The following is a 19,122-nucleotide window of genomic DNA, read 5'->3' as shown; positions in this document are numbered from 1 at the left end:
GGGCTTTTCGTCTTGGGAGGACATCAGCGGCTCGCCTCGCGCGGGTCGAGCAGATCGCGCAAACCGTCGCCGAGCATGTTGAAGCCGAAGACGGTCACAGCGATGGCAAGGCCGGGCAGGATCGCCAGCCAGGGGGCGAGCGCCAGATAGGTTTGCGCATCGGCAAGCATCCGGCCCCAGGTCGGCGCCGGCGGCGCCATGCCGAGCCCGAGGAAGCTGAGACCCGCTTCGGTCAGGATCGCCAGCCCCAGCTGGATCGCACCATGCACGATGATCTGGCTGATGATATTCGGCAGTACATGGCGCAGCGAAATGGTCAGGCGTGTATTGCCGATCGCGCGCGCCGCCGTCACATAGTCGCGGCTCCAGGCCTGCAGCGAGGTCGCGAGTGTGACACGGGCAAAAACCGGGATCATGAAGACGGCGATCGCGGTGATCGCGGTGAACCGCCCTGGCCCGAGAAAGGCGCCGAGCACCATGGCCGACAGGATCGGCGGAAGCGCGAAGATGACGTCGCAGATCCGCATCAGCAACGCCTCGAAGGGACCGCGGATTGCCGCCGCCGAGATGCCTGATATCGAGCCGAGCGTCCCGCCGATCGCAACCGCAGTGATGGCGATCGACAGTGAATTCCAGCATCCCGCCATCAGCATCGAAAGCACATCGCGGCCGAATTGGTCCGTGCCGAGCAGGCCGAAGGCAAGCGGCGGCTGCAGCTTGTGGATGATCTGCATTTTCGCCGGCGGCAGCGGTGTCCAGACGAGCGACAGCAGCGCAACGGCGACCAGCAGGCCGATGATGACAGACCCTGCAATCAGGTTCATTCGCCGGCTAAATCTAAAGACCCGGCGGCGGCTGATGATTGCGATGGATACGATCGGTGCCATGCGTCAGGCCGCCTTTCTCATCCTGGGATCAATCGCCAGATAGGAGAGATCGACGATGAAATTCATCACGATGACCAGGCCTGCGAAGAACAGCACGACATCCTGCATGACGATGATGTCACGCTGGGAGAGCGCCTGCAGCGCGAGCCGCCCGAGGCCGGGCAGGTTGAAGACGTTTTCCACCAGCACCGCGCCGGCGACGAGAAAGGTGAATTGCAGCCCGATCATAGTCAGGATCGGGATCAGCGCGTTCGGCACGATATGCCGCCAAAGCACTGCACTGCGTGACAGTCCCTTCGCCACGGCGGTGCGGGCAAAATCCTCATGCATCGTATCGAGCACCGCCGAGCGCGCCACCCGCGTCAACACGCCCGCTTGCGGCATCGCCAGCGCGACGGCGGGCATAACCAGCGCCTGCAATGCCGGCAGCAGACCGGAGCTCCAGCCCGGGAAGCCGCCGGCCGGCATCAGCCCGAGCATCGTCGAAAATAGAATGATCAACAGCAGTGCCACCCAGAAGGCGGGCACGGCGATGCTGATCTGCGAAAACAGCGTTGCGATGATGTCGAAGACACCGCCGCGGCGCGAGGCGGCCAGCACCCCGAGCGGCAGGGCAATCGCCACAGAAAGCATAATCGCCATCAGCGCCAGCGGCAGCGTCACCGCCAGCCGCTCGACGATCAATCCCGCGACTGGCACGCCATAGGTTAAGGAATTGCCGAGATTGCCGGAGAGCACGCCGGTCAACCATTGCCCGTAGCGCAGCAGCAGCGGCTGATCGAGCCCGAGATCGTGGCGCAGTGCGGTAAGCGTTTCCGGTGTTGCCGAGGTGCCGAGCATGATCGAGGCGGGATCGCCGGGCAGAAGGTCCATGACGGCGAAGATCAGCAGCGAAACGACGGCCAGCGTGACGAGAAGACCGGCGAAGCGGCGGGCGAGGAGGGTGATCATGCGTGCCACGCTTTCGATGCGGCACGGCGGCTTCCCCGCCCTCCCTCATTCCTGTGCTCGTCACAGGAATCCAGCCACGGCGCATCTGCGCCGTGAATAACTCTCGTCCAGGCACGGAAGTCTCCCGCGCCCAAGGACTTGGGCGCGCTGGATTCCTGTGTCGAGCCCAGCAATGAGGGACGGAGAGGGTTGCGACCAGCATTGAGCGTTTCGCTATGCAGCTTCCCTGCGCTCATCCCATGCCTCTCAATCCGCACGAACTCGCCGCCTACTCGTCCCAGGAAACGCCGGAGAGTACGTTGGAAGGGATCGGCTCGTTCTCCCACAGCCCCTTCAGCTTCTTGTCCCAGACGCCGAGTTTCGGCATGACGAAGAGGTAGAGCGCCGGCACGTCCTCGGCGAGGATCTTCTGCGCTTCGCCATAGATCGCATTCTGCGCGGCGGGATCGGTCGTCTCCTGGACCTTCTTCATCAGCGCGTTGAAAGCGGCGTTCTTGTAATTGAAATAATAGGGATCGCGGGCATAGATGTCGATGTCGAGCGGTTCGGCATGGGCAACGATCGTCATGTCGAAGTTGCGGTCCTTCATGATGTCCTGGACCCATTTCGCCGGAAATTCGGTCGGCTCGATATTCATCGTTACGCCGATCTCGGCAAACATCGCCTGCATCACCTGGGCACTGCGCGGCGCATAGGCCATCTGCGGCGATTTGATCGTGAAGGTGAAGCCGTTGGGATAGCCGGCTTCGGTCAGCAGCGCCTTCGCCTTTTCGACGTTGTAGGGCAGCACGCCGGTCATGTCCTGATAGCCTGGATCGTTCGGCGTGTAGTGGCTGCCGATCGGCGTGCCGAGGCCGGACCATGCGCCGTCGATTACCGTCTTGCGGTCGATAGCCATCATCAGCGCCTGGCGGACGCGTTTGTCGTCGAACGGCTTCTTGGCATTGTTCATGCCGGCAACGACCTTGAGCTCTGTATTGCCGATCCTGGTGACCAGCCTCGCATCGCCATCGAAGGAACTCATCAGTTCGGGTGCTGCAAATTCCGGAAAGGCATCGAGATCGCCGGACTTCAGCGCTGCCGCCTGCGCCTGCGGATCCGCGATGAAGCGGAAGGTCACCGTGTCGAGCTTGGCGGCCGTATCCTTGTTCCAATAATCGGCATTCCTGGCGAGTTCGACCTTGTCGCCCTTCGCCCAGCTGGCGAATTTGAAGGGGCCGGTGCCCACTGGCGTCGTCTTGTCGTCGGCAGCCGTCTTCGGCGCGACCATCACCGAGGCTGGCCAGCCGAGCCAGTAGATCAGGCTGCCGGTCGGCGCCGAAAGATGCAACACCAGCGTTTCGGCATCGGGCGTATCGATCGAGGCGATCGAGGCGAAAAAGCGCTTCTGCGGATTGATCGAATCCGCGCCGCGGGCGCGGTCGAGCGAAAACCTGGCGGCAGCGGCATCAAAAACCTCGCCGTCATGAAATTTGACGCCGGTCTGCAGCTTGAACGTATAGGTCAGGCCATCGGGAGAGATCTCCCAGCTTTTCGCCAACTGCGGCTGAATCTTACCAGCCTGGTCGATCGTCACCAAGCCCTCGAACACGTTCTGCCAGGTCACCTGGCCGATCGCGACCGGTGCTGCGATCGTCGGATCGAGACCGGTCGGCTCGACGCTCATGCCGAGATTAAGCGTGGTCTTCGCCGCCTCGGCCGGCGTCATTGCCGTCATCACCAGGCCGGCCGAAAGCGCAGCACCGAGCGAAAGCCGCCGGGCGAAACGCGCTGAAGGCGCAAACGAAAGCTTGATCATCATGTTCCCTTATCTGGCCGCGCGTCGATGACGAAGACCTTTTGCGAGGAGAGTGACACTATGCCGGTGCACACACAATGACGATTTTGTGTGCTCAGTGTAGCCGAAAAAGCTACACCGTAAATCTGGGGGCAATGCAAGCTCGAAGCGTCAGTCCTTCGTCTCGGCCCGGCGGTTCGTGCGCTCGCGCATGAACCTTTCGATGAAGTCGAGCAGTTTCGTCGCGGCGAAGGACAGCTGCCGGTCCGGTGCAACGCAGAGATCGACATGGGTGCGGATGCCGGTCTTACCGGCGAGCGGAATAGCAAGGAGCTGACCCGCCTCGATCTCGCGGCGGACAGTCAGCGCTGGCAGCAGCGTGGCCGCAGCCCCGCTGAGCACAAGTTCCTTCAGCATTTCGAGCGAGCTGGTGACGAAGACGGGATCGAGGCTCAACCCCTCCTTCTCGAACAGCGCATCGAAAGCCTGGCGGAAGCCGAAGGATTGATCCGGCAGCGCCAATGCGTAGTCGGCAAGTTGCCCGATAGGGATCTCGGTATGCGCGGCGGCCGGATGCTGCGGCGTGACGATGAGATCATAGGCAATCTCGGAGCGCAGCCGGACCTTGGTGCCGGACATCGGTGGCGCAAACAGCGTCACCGCAATATCCGCCTCGGCGCTGTTGACCGCATCGACCGCCTGCCGCGCGCTGGTGATTGTCACGGTGAAGCGCAGCTTCGGATATTTCAGGCTGAATTCGGCAAGCGCCGGCGCCAGCAGATTGGCGACGGTCGCCCCATTGGCATAGATGCTGACACGGCCGCGCTGCAGGCCCTTCAGGTCTTCGATCAGCTGCTGCACGTGATCGAGTTCGCGCAACGTCCGGCCGGCGCGGGCGGCAAGCAGTTCGCCGGCGGCCGTCAGCTTGACGCCGCGGGCACTGCGTTCGACGAGCGGCGCGCCGAAATGATATTCGAGGTTCTCGATCTGCCGGCTGATCGCCGTCGGCGCGACATTGAGGTTTTCGGCCGCCTGGCGCATCGAATTGGTCCTGACCAGCTCGTCGAAATACATCAGCGCCCGGATCTGCATTCACGTCTCTCCGCCATTCGGCATATTGGATCTGTAGAGAGTCTGACCCTATTCAATCAGCCGCCGCTCGGATAGCGGTCGCGCCAGGCCTTTTGTGCGCCCTCGACCGGAAGGGCGGTCGCGGCGTAGACGCCACGGGCGATCGCCCGGGCCATGACGATGGTCGCGAGGTGGCACAGCTCCATCAGGCTCGCCATGTCGTCTCTTCGATGCTTCGCCGTCGAAGCGGCAAAGACGGTGTCGCCGTCGAGCGGCAGGTGCGCCGGCAGCAGGGCTCGGGCAAGGCCGTCATGGCCGGCGAGCGAAAGCCGGTGCGCCTCGGCCTTCGTCAGCTGCGCATCGGTCACCACTGCGCCGATCGTGGTTGCCGGCGTGTTCATGCCCTTGAGCCGCATCCGGTGGTCGGCCACCGCAGGCATGCCGAGCCCGCCGAATTCCGCATCTTTTTCAAAAGGCGCCGCCCAGAAATGCGGCCCGTCGCCGATCGTTGCCGAACCGAGCGCATTCACGGCGACGATCGCCGCGACGCGATACCCGGCGCTGCTGACGGCGCTGGCCGAGCCGAGCCCGCCCTTGACGGTGGCCGTCGTCGCTCCCGTCCCGGCACCTGTCGTGCCGAGCGCGAATGTGCCCTTGGCCGCAGCCTGGAGTGCCGTGTAACCCATGTCGCGATAGGGCGAGTGAAGGCCCCAATCCTTGTCGCCGCCGTTCAGCAGGTCCATCAGGATCGCCTGCGGCACGATCGGAATGCGCACCGACCCGACGGCAAAACCGCGGCCGAGCTCGCGCAGGCCCGCCTGCACGCCGCCGGCGGCATCCAGCCCGAAAGCCGAGCCGCCGGAAAGCACGAAGGCATCGACGGCATTGACGGTCATCGACGGATCGAGCAGGCCGGTGTCGCGCCCGCCGGGCGCACCGCCGAGCACCGTGCCGGAGGCGACGGCCGGTTCGTCGAAGACGATGACCGTGACGCCGGAACCGAGCGCAAGGTCGGTCGCATGGCCGACGGAAACGCCTTCGATGTCGGTGATGAGGTTCAGAAGATCGGGCAAGGGCGGATCCTTATGCGGATAGGCCGCCGATAGGACTGCAATTGCTCTTAAAAAACAAGACCGGCCCCAAATGGCGGGACCGGTCGGACATCGAAAAAAGCCGTGAATGCTATTGCCGGCCTCATGCCCTCAGGCATGAAGCGGCTTCGGATGACGGCGGGTCATCAGATCGTGGATGGCCAGCCGCACCTCATCGGGCGAGCCGAAACGCTGCTCGTCGAGGTCGTGGACATGAAACTTCACGGCGATGAACTTCAGCCGGTCTTCATCGGGAATGACGATCCCGACGGGAACGCCTGCATATTCGATAACTTGCTTCTTCATAGATAGAACTCCTGCCGCGCGACATGCGCAGCCATGGCGAATTGACTTGTCTGGTACCGTTGAAAGGAGGACGAACGTCACATTCGACAGTTCGGGCGGGAGAGGGCGCCCGGACGGTCATTGCCAAGCACAGATCGCCCAAGGTCGGCGAGAATATCGATGTCTATCATGCTCGTTCCTTGCGTTGGCGTTGCACTTGAGAGGTCCCGGAAGAGCCCGGGACCGGCGATGGCTGCCACTGATAAATCTACTAACTTGGTAGAGATTACCCTGCAGCCTGTCAGAAACATATTCCGAAACGTGTCAAAATATCGACGATCTGAAAAAATCCATTCCATCCCAGCCGAACTTTACGGAAAGAAACATATCAGCTCTTCGTAAAATTCGCATGACAGAATCGAAACTCTTTCGACCGCCGCAGCAGAGATAGGAAGCCCGGCTGATTCAGGCAATGGGCCGTTTCATTAAAAATCGAAGTGCCCTGAAATGAACGATTTGGTTAAGGCCGCAAGCCCTTGTCACCAGCCTTCATCGAGCACCTTTTCCAGCATGTCCGCGAAGAAATCCGCGCTGTCGATGCCGAGGCAGAGCGGCGGTTTGATCTTCAGCACATTCTGGTGATCGCCGGTCGGCTGCATGATGACGCCGAGGCTCAGCAGCCGGTCGCAGACTGCTGCCGTCTCTTCGGTCGCCGGCTCCAGCGTCGTCCTGTCGCGGACGAATTCGAGCCCGAGATAGAGGCCCATGCCGTGCACGGCGCCGGCGATCGGATGGCGGTCGATCAGTGCGGCAAGCCGCGCCTTCAGATGATCGCCGACCTCTCGCGCATTTTCCTGCAGCTTTTCCTCGGCCATGATGTCGAGCACCGTCATGCCGGCGACGCAACTGACCGGGCCGCCGCCGGTGGAGGAAAAGAACGTGCCCTCCTTCTCCAGCGACCTGGCGATCTCCCGCGTGGTGATGACGGCGCCGAGCGGATGGCCGTTACCCATGCCCTTGGCGATGGTGATGATGTCGGGCACGACCCCTTGCTGTTCGAAGCCCCAGAAATAATGGCCGAGCCTGCCATAACCGACCTGCACTTCGTCGGCGATGCAGAGGCCGCCGCGGGCGCGCACCTGTGCATAGACCTGGGCGAGATACCCGTCCGGCAGCGGAATGCCGCCTGCATTGCCGTAGACCGATTCGCAGATGAAGCCGGCAAGGCCTTCGCCGCCAGCGTCGATCCCCTCCAGCACCGGCGTTATCGCGCCGAGATAGCCGGCCGCCGTATCGGGACCTCGGAATGCGCCGCGATAGGTATTCGGCGACGCGACGGCATGCACCCAGTCCGGCCGGGTGGTCAAAGCCTCAGGATTGTCGGCGATCGAGGTGGAGACGGCGTCACTTGCCGACGACCAGCCATGATAGGCTTCGAGCAGGCAGAGCATGTTGCGCGCGCCGCTATGAGCCTGCGCCAGCCGGATCGCCAGATCGTTCGCCTCCGAGCCGCTATTGACCAGGAAGACCGTATCGAGCCCGTCGGGCGAAAGTGCTGCGAGCCGCTCGGAAAATTCCGTGATCGCGGCATAGTGGAAGCGTGAGTTGGTGTTGAGCCGCAGCCATTGGGCGCTGATCGCCGCCGCAAGCTTGGGATGGCCATGGCCGAGAATGGAGACGTTGTTGACCATGTCGAGATAGGCGCGGCCCTCGACATCGAACAGATGCTCCTTCCAGCCGCGCTCGATCTGCGGCGGCGCTGCGTAATAATTCTTCTGTGCCCCGGCCAGATGTGCCTGCCGCCTAGCGAGCAGCTCGGCGGTTTCCGGTTTCGGCGCATCGGCCCCAGGGCCGAGAAGCAGCGAGGGAGAAGGGCAGAGCACCGACCAGGCCGCCGCCTCGCGCGGTGTAGCAAAGAGCGGCGGCTCGAGCCCCGCGATGCTGCAAAGCTGGACGCGCAGCCCACCGAGCGATGAAGCCTCGCCGACGACCGCGCCGAGCGGCTCGCCGCCGGCAACCTCGGCGCCGTCCTCGACCGAGAGGTCGAGCCCGTCGAGATGCAGGGTCATGCCGTCGCCGGTCAGCGTCAGATGCTGGTCCTTCCAGCCGATGCGGCCGGTAAAGGGCGCGGCAACCGCGCTGCCGGCGGCAAGGCATATATCGATATGCAGGGCGCAGGTCGCCTGTCTCCCGGCGGTTCCCGCCCGGGACAGCCGATATTCGCCGTAGCGCGTTGCTGCCGTGCCGTTTTCGGTTGCAGCCCGGGCAAGCAGCCGCCAGTCCATGTCGGCATTCAGCCAGTTGCCGGCGGAAAAATGCGGGCTGCACACCCCAAGGTCGACATAGGCGATCCCGGTGGGATCGATGTCAGGCAGCAGCGGCAACCATCCTGATGTTTCCGGGGCAGCGACATTCCCGCCGGCTGCCTGGAGGATTGCTGCTTCCATCAATTCGAAGGGAACCGACATCGCCGTATCGAAGATCGCCCGCTCGCGATCGAGATTGCCGCGGACATAATCATTGTCGGGATCGACCGAAATCTGCTGCTCGCTGCTGGCGACGAGGATGACCGCGCGGGCGACGATCAATGGCCAGAGCGCCTTCAATTCCTCCTCGGTCAGCGGATAGATCGCCTGATAGGCAGTGACGGCAGGCAGGATATGAAAAGGGTCGCCCTCGGCGTGATGCAGCAGCGAGGCGCAGGTGACGGCGAGGTCGCCGACCAGCCAGCCGCGGATGATGTCGCCGAAATCGATCACTCCGTCGGGAATGATTTGGCCATGGGCACTGCGATGACCGACGACATTATCGCCGGTGACGTCGTGATGCACCGCCTGCAGCCGAAGCGACGGCGCCAAGGGCTGGATGCGGCGAACGGCCATCACCATGGTCTTGGCGATCCGGTCGCGCGCGGCACTGTCGGTGATGGCGGAAAGCAGTTGCACCGCGACCGGGCCGGCCCGCCTCAGATCCCATTGCAAGCTGCGGTCGAGGCCGGGATGGTTGAAATCGGCAAGCGCCTGCGCCAGCTTGGCGCAGAGCGCGCCGAGCGCAGCAACGGAAGCCGGCGCCAGGTAGGTCAGTTCCGTCAGCCCTTGGCCTTCCAGATATTCCAGCAGCCGGACTTGGTAGCCCTGCCCGCGCACCGTCAGCACGACGATCTCCCGCCCCTCATTGCTGGCAATCACATTGGGAACGCGTGGCGCATCCTGCTTGCACTTGAGGTGATGGATCGCTGCATTCTGCGCTTCGAGTTCGCGGGTCTCGTAAGCGGCATGGCAGATCTTCAGGACGTAGCGGCCGCGATCGCTATCGACGCGGTAGTTCCGATCCTGCTGACTGCCGAGTTCGGCGATGGTGCCTGACAGGCTGTAATGGGCAAGAAGGATCTCTTCCGCGTCGGCAACGGTCACGTTGGGACGCGGCAGTGACATGCGATCAACAAGCGCCTCGTCGGTCATGACACCCCTCCCGCAGCATGATTCGATTACCTATTGAAGGCGATAATCAAATACTTGCTGCTGGCAGGCAACGGGAGATTGTCGTCTGTCAGCAAAAGAGATGTGGGTCTCGACCGCGTTCAACCCATGCGTTCGGAAGCGTAGCTGCCGGGGCTTGCCGGGAAGACCACGGTTCTATTGCCGTTGATAAAGGTGCGATGGTGGATATGGGCGTGGATGGCGCGGGCCAGCACCTGGCTTTCGACGTCGCGGCCGATCGAGACGTAGTCGTCGGGCGACTGCGCATGGGTAATGCGCGCCGTATCCTGCTCGATGATCGGGCCTTCGTCGAGGTCGGCGGTGACGTAATGGGCGGTGGCGCCGATCAGTTTGACGCCGCGGCCATAGGCCTGCTTGTAAGGGTTGGCGCCCTTGAAGCTCGGCAGGAAGGAATGGTGGATGTTGATGATCTTGCCCGACATCTTCTGGCACATCTCGTCCGACAGGATCTGCATGTAGCGGGCAAGCACGATCAGTTCGGTCCCGGTCTGCTCGGCCACCTCCATGATATGGGCTTCGGCCTGCACCTTGTTGGCCTTGGTGACCGGAATATGGTGGAAGGGGATGTCGTGGTTGACCACGACCTTCTGGTAGTCGAAATGGTTGGAGACGACGCCGACGATGTCGATCGGCAGCGCGCCGATCTTCCAGCGGTAGAGCAGGTCATTGAGACAATGGCCGAAGCGCGACACCATCAACAGCACCTTCATGCGGCTTTCGCTGTCGTGGAATTCGTATTCCATCGAAAAGGGCGCGGCGACGGCGGCAAAATCGGCGCCGATCTCTGAGCCGGAAAGACCTTCTTCGGAGATGAAGGAGACGCGCATGAAGAACTTGCCGGTATCGAGATCGTCGAACTGCGAGCTGTCGATGATGTTGCAGCCCTTCTCCGCCAGATAGCTCGAAATCGCCGCAACGATGCCGCGCGTCGACTTGCAGGATACCGTCAATACATAGCTTTTCATGTCTCTCCCTCTTCCCTCTTCAAGGCCGCGGCCGTGCTTAGATCAAAGCCTGGGCCGCGAACAGGCCGGTGCACTTTCATTCATGCGACAAATTGCAAGATGACCCATCATGTTTGTGCAAGTACTCTCGCTTCCGGGTCTTTATGTCTCGCATGTCGTTATCGCAAAACCGCTGCACAGTTTTGCGCGACAGGCCTTAGCTTAGGAGAAGTTACGCAAAAAACTGTGCCGCCAGCGCCGTGGGCATGCGTATTCTCGCCTTCGATGGGCGAAGTTAGGCCGGCGGGCGGCTCGCCAGCGCCACTTTCCGCCGCGGTGTGGTGATTTCGTGGATGATGGCGCCACCGATCGACGAGAGCACCAGCGACAGGATCACGAAGAGCACCGGCTGCTGCAGGATGCCGATCGGCAGCCGGTCGGCAGCGACCCTCAGAAACGCCAGCGTGAAGGCGTGGGTGATATAGATGCTGTAGGAGCAGTCGCCGAGATAGTTCAGCCAGCCGATAAAAGGCAGCCTGGAAAAGTCGATCGAGACCGCCCCGTAGACGATGAAGATCGCCGGGATTCCCCAGGCGTAGAACCGGCTTTCTGGCCGCATCAGCGCCTCGTTAATAAAGAGGAACGCAAAGCCGATGGCCAGCGCCGCCCATGCCCAGCGGTTCGGCAGAAGCACCTTCTGCCGGTAGAGCCAGCCGAGCACGGTGCCGGCGAGAAACTCCAGGATGATCGGCTCGCCGTAGAAGCGGGTGGCCGTCGTTTCCGGCAGCAGCCGGCAGGCGATCAGGATGACGGCGAAGACGGCAAACATTGCCGGGATGCGGCGGATTTCCGAGAGCGGCAGCAGCAGCGCGAAGATGAGATAGAAGAACATCTCGTAATTCAGCGTCCAGCCCGGCACGACGACGGGGGTGATCGTGCTCGGATCGGCGGCATTGGCCCATGGCAGAAAAAACAGCGAGGCGATCAGATGCGGCAGGTCGAACACTGTCGATTTCAGCAATGATGGGGCCACCAGCGCCACGACAGCCGAAAACAGCGTTGCCAGCCAATAGAGCGGGACGATGCGTTTGATTCGCCGACGGGCGAAATCGATGGGGCTCATCGCCCGTCCGCTTGTCGTCAGACACATCACAAAACCGCTGAGCACGAAGAAGATGTCGACGCCGGTCTCACCATAGAGGAAGGCAGTGGCGTCGAGCGCAGGATTGACCTTGGCAAGCTGCAAGATCGCGTGGAAATAGACGACCATCAGCGCCGCTACGGCGCGAAGATATTGAAGCTGGACAAGCATCGAGCATCTTGCTCCCCAGAGCATGATGCCGAAAAGTGTGGGCGGTTTTCGGACGACATCATGCTCTATTTCTTTGATTTAGAACAGGATTCAGATATTAGGCCGATCCGGCCTTAAATCATCCTGTTCTAGGGCTCGCGCGGGCGCCGTGCCGCTGCGGTCAACTCTCTACATCCGCCGCACCATCCTGACGGATGCGCGGGCTGTCGTGGAAACGCATATATCCGACGACGAACCACAGGAGCCCGGCGATCTTCATCGAGAAAACGGCGGTTCCCCCGATCATCATATTCAGAAAAATGAAAAGAGAAAGTGAATGGGCGCAACGCCGCTGCGCCGCCGTGCGCCCGGCGGGAAAGAGGCAGACGAACAGCCATAGGGCGATAACGCCGAAGATCGTCGCCGCGTAGATCAGGTAGACATAGCCGCTGTCGGCGAATTCGGCGACCCGGTCGACCGAAAGCCCGAGGATGGCGAGCGGATCGAGCTCCATGATCTTCTTCATCGTCAGGTTGATACGGCCGGTGAAATTGTCGCCGGTCGCATTGGGTTTTAAGGTGTAGACGAGGAAACCGGCGGCGACGATCAGCGGCATCAGCGCCAGATTGAAATTCCTCGGGATCTTCGGAAAGACGAAATAGCCGACGATGCAGGCAAAACAGAAGATCAGCATCGTGCGGGTGTCGTTCGTCACCAGGATCAGCACCGCGGTGCTGACGAACAGCAGCCGGTCCCAGCGGCCTATCCTTTCCCACATGGAAATCAGATAGATCGCGATCACGCCGCAGAAATTGGCGAGCGACACCTGTTCGAGGAAGATCGACGACGAGCGGTGGTCGATGATGCCGAAGGAGAAACGCTCGGGAAAACCGAGCGCGTTCTGGAACAGGCCCGTCGTGTTGTAGCTCAGCGGCAGCAGCCCGCGGGTATTGGCGAAATAATCGGACGGATGCACGATGCTGACATAGAACGGCACGCTGACGATCTCGAAGATCAGGAAGATCATGACGGCAAGGCTTGCCCAGCGAAAGGCAAGCTTCATCGTCTTCTCGTTGCTCCAGCCACCAAGGCCGGAAAAGCAGAAGATGATCAGAACGTTGCGGAAATGATCGACGAACAGCATGCGGTTGAGCACGCTGACATAGATCGTCACGACAAGCGTGAACAGCAGGAACAGGAAAGCCGGCAGATCGGTCTCGTAGATCCCCTTGTGCAGGATGTAGAGGATGGCGCTCGCCATGATCAGGCCTTCGCTGGCGGCGACATGCGTCAACGAGAGCGGCATGATGTTGTGGTTGATGAAGGCGAGAATGCCGTTGTAGAGCACCGACAGCAGTCCGAGCCAGAGCACGAGATAATCGGTCCGCGCCGCTTCGCTGGCTGCACTGCCGGCCATAGAGAAAGCTGCCTTCTGGTCGAGGACCGCCACCATCAATTCCCCGCTGGCTTGACGCTGGCGCAGGCGCCGGCTTTCGCTTTTGCCGAATTGGAGAGAAGCCGCATCTGCGGCCGCTCGGTGCCCTTTCGCGGCTGGACGTTGAACGGCTCGTCGGCCGGCCACCATTCGCCCGCGGCCCAATAAGACCAGCCAAGCCAGGCGTCGCCATTATCGGACATGGTGGAATAGATCTCGGTCAGCCCGCTCATGCAGTCCTTGTCGGCGGCGGCGCCGAACTCGCCGAGAAAGCCGCGCTTGTGGTTCGTCTTCAGCCAGGCGGTGACGCCGGCGATCGCTTCGACAGCGGCGGTGGCACCCTCGCAGGTCGGATGGGTTCCGGAGGAATCGACGTCGAGATACTGGTGAACCTCATAGGCGTAGAAGTCGAGCGGATCGCGCACGCCAAGCATCACCGTGCCATTGGCGCCGCCGATCACATCCTTCTCCCAGCTGTGAGCGCCGCTCCAGGCCGTACCCGGCACCAGGATGAGGTTGCGGGCGCCGACGGCGCGGATGCTACGAATCGCCGCATTGGCGGCATCGAGCCAGTCCGTCGCCTTGATATCGTGCGGCTCGTTCATCAGGCCGAAGAGCACGCCATCCCGATTGGCGAATTCGACCGCGAGCCTTGCCCAGAAGTCGGCGAAGGCCGCGTCGGTCGCCGGCGCCGTGCCGACCTGCGTCTTGTCGTAATAGCCGAAATTATGCGGGTCGAGCAGCACGGCCATGCCGTGCTTGCGGATCAGGCCGACCGTATCTTTGATCCGCTTGAGTTCGTCCTCGTCTAGCCGTCCGCCGAGCGCCGGCTGCAGCCGCTCCCAGCGAAAGGGCAGCCGGATGATCGAGATGCCCTTTTCGGCGAAATAGCCGATCGTGTCTTCGCTGGGATAGGTATAGTTCGTGCCGTAGACGCCGTCGCGGTCGCCATATTCGCCGCCGGAAAGATTGACGCCGCGATAGCAGGGTAGGTCGGCCGCGAGGGTCGGCGAGGGGACGAGAGCAACCGCAAGCAGCAGCGCCGTCAGATGTCGTCTCGTCCTCATGGCTGTCCTCGTAATCCAGGCAAATCGCAACATCGGCGTCGCTGAGATTATTTTAACGGTCCGTTAGCTAAGAATTTCTAAAGTCTGAGCACCTCGGCTTCAGTCTTTCACGCTGGGCAGGACACGAGTGCGCGTATGAACCAGTATGACAGGAACAGGGTAAGCCGGCTCCCTGGCTGGCGCAGTTATGAGTCGTCTCAGACTGCGCCGGAAGGCGTGCGCATGCGCAGTCCCGTGGTCCGTCCGGACGATTTTGTTCCGCCGGCGCCAGAACCCGCCCCTCCTGCCTTTGTGCCGCCGCCGGCAAGTGTTGCGCAAACGCGCCAATCCGAGCGCCCGGCGCCTCCGTCCCCGGCCACACCCCCGGCGCTGCCCCCGACGGCGCCTATGAAACAGCCGGTCGTGGACGCGGCGTCGAACGCGGCGCCCGCGCCTGCCGCACCGCTTCTCGACCTCCACTCCAGCGTCGCCGCGATCTGGAGCCGTCGGTTGGTCGTGCTTGGTCTTGCCCTTCTCGGCGCCGTTGCCGGCGGGGTGGTGGCGCCCACCATTGGGCAGAAATTCACCGCCGTCAGCAGCCTTTATTTCGATCCGCGCCAGATCGGCCTTGCCGATGCGGGCGGGCAATCTTCGGGGCCTTCGCCGGAAATGATCTCGACGTTGATCGACAGCCAGGTGCAGATCCTGACATCCGGCAATGTGCTGCGCCGCGTCGTCGAGACCATGAAGCTCGACCAGGATCCGGAATTCACCGGCGGCCGCACCGATGGCGCCGCCGTGATCGGCACCCTGCAGAAGGCATTGGTCATTACCCGCCAGGCCAGCACCTATGTCGTCTCGCTCGCCGCGACAACCAATGATCCAGAGAAATCGGCAAGGCTTGCCAACCAGGTCGTCACCTCCTTCACCGAGGAAGAAAACAGCGCTTCGAACGGCATCTACGAAAACACCTCCTCGACGCTGGACGGACGTCTCGACGATTTGCGCCAGAAGGTGCTGGAGGCCGAGCAGGCTGTCGAAACCTTCCGCGCCGACAACGACATGGCCGCGACCGAGGGCAATCTGATTTCCGATCAACGGCTCGTCTCGCTGAACACGATGCTGGTGACGGCGCAGGAAAAAACCATCCAGGCCAAGGCCCGCGCCGATGCCGTCGCCAATCTCCGCGTCGAGGATATCGTCGCCGGCAACCAGGCGGAGGGTGGTGTCACCTCGCCGCTCGTCAGCCTGCGGCAGCAATATGCCACCCAGGCCGCCGCCGTCGGCAGCCTCGAAAGCCAGATGGGCACGCGTCATCCGCGCTTGCAGGCGGCCCGCTCCTCGCTGCAGAGCATATCAGGCGAAATCAAGGGCGAATTGCAGCGGCTCGCCACGTCGGCAAGAGGCGAATACGAGCAGGCGAAGGCCGCCGAGGACAGCATCGCCAAGGAGCTTGCCGTCCAGAAGGCGCTGCAGGCGAGTACCTCGGACAAGCAGGTGGAGTTGAACGAATTGCAGCGCAAGGCGACGGCGGCGCGCGATATCTACGAGACGGTGCTGAAGCGCTCCAGCCAGACGAGCGAGGAGCAGAACCTCAACCAGAGTAACATTCGCGTCATCTCGCCGGCCGAGCCGCCTGTGAAGGCCGACGGCCCGGGAAAGAAGATCCTGCTCGTCGCCGGCATCATCGGCGGTCTTCTTGCCGGTTTCGTCGTCGGCGCCGGTTTTGCGATCCTCGCCGGCCTTTTCAGCCACCCTGTCATCAGAAGTTATTTCAGCAAGTCACCCGCGACCGCCGCTTGATGACGGTCGGCGGTTTCCCTACATCCTGTGAGTGCCCTATTGCCGGCAGGAGAATTCCCATGCGGCCTATGATGATGCTTCTGATGTCGCTCGTTGCCGTGTCCAGCCTTGCCCCTGCGTCCGCCTTTGCCGTCGCCTGGACGAAATCCCTCGATTCCGGCGTTCAGCCCCTCTACCCCTACAAGGGCCTGCCCGGCGTCAAGGCGCAGCCGGACAAGAAGGAGGAGGAATCGTATAATTGCCGCACCGAAACCGTCCAGATCCGCCGCCGCTACGACGAGATCTTCCGCTCCGGCGGTATGCCGACGCTGATGTATGTCTGCGAACGCGACGGCTTCATCTCGATGGACGACAAGGTGCCGCTGCGCGGCCGCTATCAGCCGGTGCGGTAGGCACTTCAGCCGGTCGGCAAAGCCGCCGGATGTACCTGTCGGAAATATTCTCTCGGAAGCTCCATCCTCAGATAGTCGAAGCCGGCATTGGCGTCCGGTCGATCGACGAGCGAATATTTGACTGTGCCCTCTTTCTCGGTGCGCCGCAGCGGCAGGCTTTCGGCCACTGCAAAGCCCAGCCGCCTGTAGAGGCCGATCGCTTTTTCATTGTGGGAGAAGACGTGCAGTTCGGCCGTTTCGGCCCCAAGTCCTGAGAACATCCACTCCAGCATTGTCATGCCGCAATGGAACATCAGGTTGCGGACGTCGCTCGCCCTGCCGCGGATGACGTTGTCGAAATCGGCGGCGCCTAGCCGGATGTTGCAGAGGCCGAAGTTGCCGAGCCGGTTTCCGCCGTGATCGCAAATGACAAACAGGATTCGGTCGGCGGCCGGCAGTGAGATGGTTTCGAGCCAACGCCGCGTGCGTTCCTCGGTGGCGCGGAACTGAGTGAGGAAAAACGGCATCGACTGGTTGCGCCACGTCGTCAGGTCGTCGACCAGGCCGCGCTCGTCGAGCATCGACCTGTCGATGCATTGCAGGTCGCCCACATGCATGCCGCTATCGTCCCTGATCGGGAGTCGGAGCCGTCCGGCCGGATCCGCATTGTCCTTGAGGCTGACGATATCGACCTGCGTCATGAACGACGATCCCTGATTGTCCGCTTACGCCTTGCGGCAGACGCAGTAGCCGCCCGGCGAAGAAGACAGCACAAGCTTGCCGTTCAGAACCGGATCGACTTCGAAACGGTCGGTTTCCGTCAGATAGTCGGTAACGGCCTTCAGTGGCTCATTGCCGCGCAGCCAGACCTTGGAGCGTTTTGTGAAAGCCTGTTCTTCGGTCAGATGGCCGATGAGCGTATCTGCGACGACGAGATAGCAGCCTTCCGTTACCAGCGCACCGTAGGCGCGGCACTCGGCCAGAACGTGCTCGTAGGAATGGTCGCTGTCGAGCACCACCATCACCCGGGCACCCGGTGGAATCTCGGCTTTCACGGCGGCAAGCACGTCGTCGTCGACGGAACCGCCCTGGATCATCTTGATTCGGCTCGACATGGGATGGGATTCGATCGACTCGCGATTATGGGCGCGGATGTCGATGTCGACGCCGACAACTTTGGCCTCGTCGTTGCCCATGGCGGCGAGGATCGACGCCATGAAGATCAGCGAGCCGCCGCGCGCGATGCCTGTCTCGATGATGACATCGGGCTTGGTCGCCCAGATGACTTCCTGGGTTGCCAGGATATCGACTGGAAGCTGTATGATCGGCACGCCCATCCATGACCACAGATAGAAGTAGTCGAATTTGTCGAGCCCGATCAGCGTATTCAGCGATTGCTGGAAACTTGCCTCGTCCTTGCCGAGCGCAAGTGACATTTCCCGCTTGTGGGCTTCGAATTCGAGACGATCGTCCTTCGTGGTCATGACTGTTCTTTGTCCTTCGCTGTAGGGCTGTCTTAGATCGACTGCCGCAATGCTGTATTGTTGTGGTAGATCCGCCCGGCCGCCACATCGAGCAACGTTGCCGCCACCCGGTCGATATCGGCTTCGCTCATGTCGTGATAGCTGGGCAGGTTGATCGCGCGGCCCGGAATGCTCCAGGCGTTCACGTTCTGTGGCCGATCCTCGAACATGTCGAGGCTGGACAGGGGATGGAAGAAGACGCGCGCGTCGATATTGGCGATCTCGAAGGCCTGCTGCATCATCTCGCGGGTGGTACCCGTCGACGGATGAAAGACCGCGGTCGGCATCCAAGCGCCATTGATCGTGCCGCTGTATTCCGGGTTCATCGAGATGCCGGGCAGGGCGGAAAGCCGCACCATGTAGGCTGCAAGGATCTCCCGCTTGCGGGCCACGAGTTCTTCGATGCGTTCCAGCTGTGCGCAGCCGATGGCCGCCTGAATGTTGGACATTTTGTACTTGAAGCCGATCGCGTCGGGCCAGAATTGCTTGGTCTGGCCGCGAGCCCGGCCGTGGTTGCTGAGCGTCAGCACCCGCTCGTAAAGCGCGGTGTCGCTGGTGACGAACATGCCGCCTTCGCCCGTCGTCAACGTCTTCGTACCGTGGAAAGAGAAGGTACCGAAGGCGCCCATCGAGCCGGCACGACGGCCATTCCAGACGGAGCCGATGGCTTCCGCCGCATCCTCGATCACCGGGATGCCGGTGCGCTTGCCGATGTCGAGCAGCGCATCCATGTCGCAAAGATTGCCATAGATATGGGTCGCGATGATCGCCTTGGTCTTCGGAGTGATGTGTCGCTCGACCTCGCGAGGATCGATGCACCAGGAATCCGGCAGTACATCGACGAAGACTGGCTTGGCGCCGAGATGGACAACAGGTGAAACTGTGGCGACCCAATTGGTGTCGGCAAGGATGACTTCGTCGCCTTCGCCGACGCCGAGCGCGGCCAGGCCCATGTGCATGGCGCCGGTGCAGCTCGATGTCGCGATGGCAAAGTCGCTGCCGAGATAGGTCTTGAAGTCGCGTTCGAAGCGATTGATGTAGTCGTAGCAGCGTGCGCCCCAGCCGGTCGCTGCCGCATCCGTGGCATAATCGGTTTCAAGCTGGGTGATGGAAGGCTTGGTGTAGAAGATCCTGTTTGTCATGCCGC

Annotated in this window: 16 protein-coding genes; 2 read left to right on the top strand and 14 right to left on the bottom strand. The window is 62.0% G+C overall.

Annotated elements, in window-relative coordinates; genetic code table 11:
• Window positions 1-23 precede the first annotated feature (23 nt).
• The 11 genes from OS035_RS07705 to OS035_RS07655 all read right to left on the bottom strand — a co-directional run bounded on the left by OS035_RS07705 (window position 24) and on the right by OS035_RS07655 (window position 14,299).
• A complete protein-coding gene (locus tag OS035_RS07705; protein WP_331813595.1) occupies window positions 24-887 on the bottom strand; it encodes an ABC transporter permease in 864 nt (287 codons plus the stop codon).
• A gap of 3 nt (window positions 888-890) precedes the next feature.
• Window positions 891-1,838, bottom strand: a complete 948-nt coding sequence (locus tag OS035_RS07700) for an ABC transporter permease (protein ID WP_097630093.1) — start codon at window positions 1,836-1,838, stop codon at window positions 891-893.
• Window positions 1,839-2,106: 268 nt separating this feature from the next.
• A complete protein-coding gene (locus OS035_RS07695; protein WP_179867214.1) occupies window positions 2,107-3,636 on the bottom strand; it encodes an ABC transporter substrate-binding protein in 1,530 nt (509 codons plus the stop codon).
• A gap of 150 nt (window positions 3,637-3,786) precedes the next feature.
• Complete coding sequence (locus OS035_RS07690; RefSeq protein ID WP_097630095.1) at window positions 3,787-4,707, bottom strand: LysR family transcriptional regulator; 921 nt, start codon at window positions 4,705-4,707, stop codon at window positions 3,787-3,789.
• 56 nt (window positions 4,708-4,763) lie between these two features.
• A complete protein-coding gene (locus tag OS035_RS07685) occupies window positions 4,764-5,759 on the bottom strand; it encodes a P1 family peptidase (protein ID WP_097630096.1) in 996 nt (331 codons plus the stop codon).
• A gap of 129 nt (window positions 5,760-5,888) precedes the next feature.
• Window positions 5,889-6,083: a hypothetical protein gene (locus OS035_RS07680; RefSeq protein ID WP_003544544.1), complete on the bottom strand. Its 195-nt coding sequence runs from the start codon at window positions 6,081-6,083 to the stop codon at window positions 5,889-5,891.
• A 518-nt stretch (window positions 6,084-6,601) separates the two neighbouring features.
• Window positions 6,602-9,523 carry an aminotransferase gene (locus OS035_RS07675; RefSeq protein WP_331813594.1) on the bottom strand — a complete coding sequence of 974 codons (2,922 nt, stop codon included), beginning with the start codon at window positions 9,521-9,523 and terminating at the stop codon, window positions 6,602-6,604.
• A 119-nt stretch (window positions 9,524-9,642) separates the two neighbouring features.
• Entirely contained in the window at window positions 9,643-10,527 is an 885-nt protein-coding gene (purU, locus tag OS035_RS07670; protein WP_012559590.1) for a formyltetrahydrofolate deformylase, read from the bottom strand.
• Between the two features lie 274 nt (window positions 10,528-10,801).
• Window positions 10,802-11,818 carry an acyltransferase family protein gene (locus tag OS035_RS07665; RefSeq protein ID WP_331813593.1) on the bottom strand — a complete coding sequence of 339 codons (1,017 nt, stop codon included), beginning with the start codon at window positions 11,816-11,818 and terminating at the stop codon, window positions 10,802-10,804.
• A gap of 160 nt (window positions 11,819-11,978) precedes the next feature.
• Window positions 11,979-13,247, bottom strand: coding sequence for a hypothetical protein (locus OS035_RS07660; RefSeq protein ID WP_097624834.1), 1,269 nt, complete (start codon window positions 13,245-13,247; stop codon window positions 11,979-11,981).
• Window positions 13,248-13,249: 2 nt separating this feature from the next.
• A complete protein-coding gene (locus OS035_RS07655) occupies window positions 13,250-14,299 on the bottom strand; it encodes a glycoside hydrolase family 5 protein (RefSeq protein WP_183852932.1) in 1,050 nt (349 codons plus the stop codon).
• Between the two features lie 135 nt (window positions 14,300-14,434).
• Here OS035_RS07655 and OS035_RS07650 point away from each other — a divergent pair, with 135 nt between their 5' ends.
• Both OS035_RS07650 and OS035_RS07645 read left to right on the top strand, forming a co-directional pair.
• Window positions 14,435-16,081 carry a GumC family protein gene (locus tag OS035_RS07650; protein WP_331813592.1) on the top strand — a complete coding sequence of 549 codons (1,647 nt, stop codon included), beginning with the start codon at window positions 14,435-14,437 and terminating at the stop codon, window positions 16,079-16,081.
• 59 nt (window positions 16,082-16,140) lie between these two features.
• Window positions 16,141-16,473 carry a hypothetical protein gene (locus OS035_RS07645; RefSeq protein ID WP_331813591.1) on the top strand — a complete coding sequence of 111 codons (333 nt, stop codon included), beginning with the start codon at window positions 16,141-16,143 and terminating at the stop codon, window positions 16,471-16,473.
• Window positions 16,474-16,478: 5 nt separating this feature from the next.
• Here the strand turns inward: OS035_RS07645 and OS035_RS07640 are convergent, their stop codons facing one another.
• From OS035_RS07640 to OS035_RS07630, 3 genes are read right to left on the bottom strand one after another with little or no spacing between them, the layout of a single operon-like run.
• A complete protein-coding gene (locus tag OS035_RS07640; protein WP_331813590.1) occupies window positions 16,479-17,153 on the bottom strand; it encodes a GNAT family N-acetyltransferase in 675 nt (224 codons plus the stop codon).
• A 24-nt stretch (window positions 17,154-17,177) separates the two neighbouring features.
• A complete protein-coding gene (locus OS035_RS07635; RefSeq protein ID WP_097624521.1) occupies window positions 17,178-17,936 on the bottom strand; it encodes a cephalosporin hydroxylase family protein in 759 nt (252 codons plus the stop codon).
• Between the two features lie 32 nt (window positions 17,937-17,968).
• Window positions 17,969-19,117 carry a DegT/DnrJ/EryC1/StrS family aminotransferase gene (locus tag OS035_RS07630; protein WP_097624522.1) on the bottom strand — a complete coding sequence of 383 codons (1,149 nt, stop codon included), beginning with the start codon at window positions 19,115-19,117 and terminating at the stop codon, window positions 17,969-17,971.
• Window positions 19,118-19,122: the final 5 nt, after the last annotated feature.

Origin of the sequence: Rhizobium sp. 268 (assembly GCF_036571585.1) — a bacterium.
In the GTDB taxonomy this organism is placed as follows: Bacteria; Pseudomonadota; Alphaproteobacteria; order Rhizobiales; family Rhizobiaceae; genus Rhizobium; species Rhizobium redzepovicii.
This window is presented reverse-complemented; position numbering and strand designations above follow the sequence as displayed.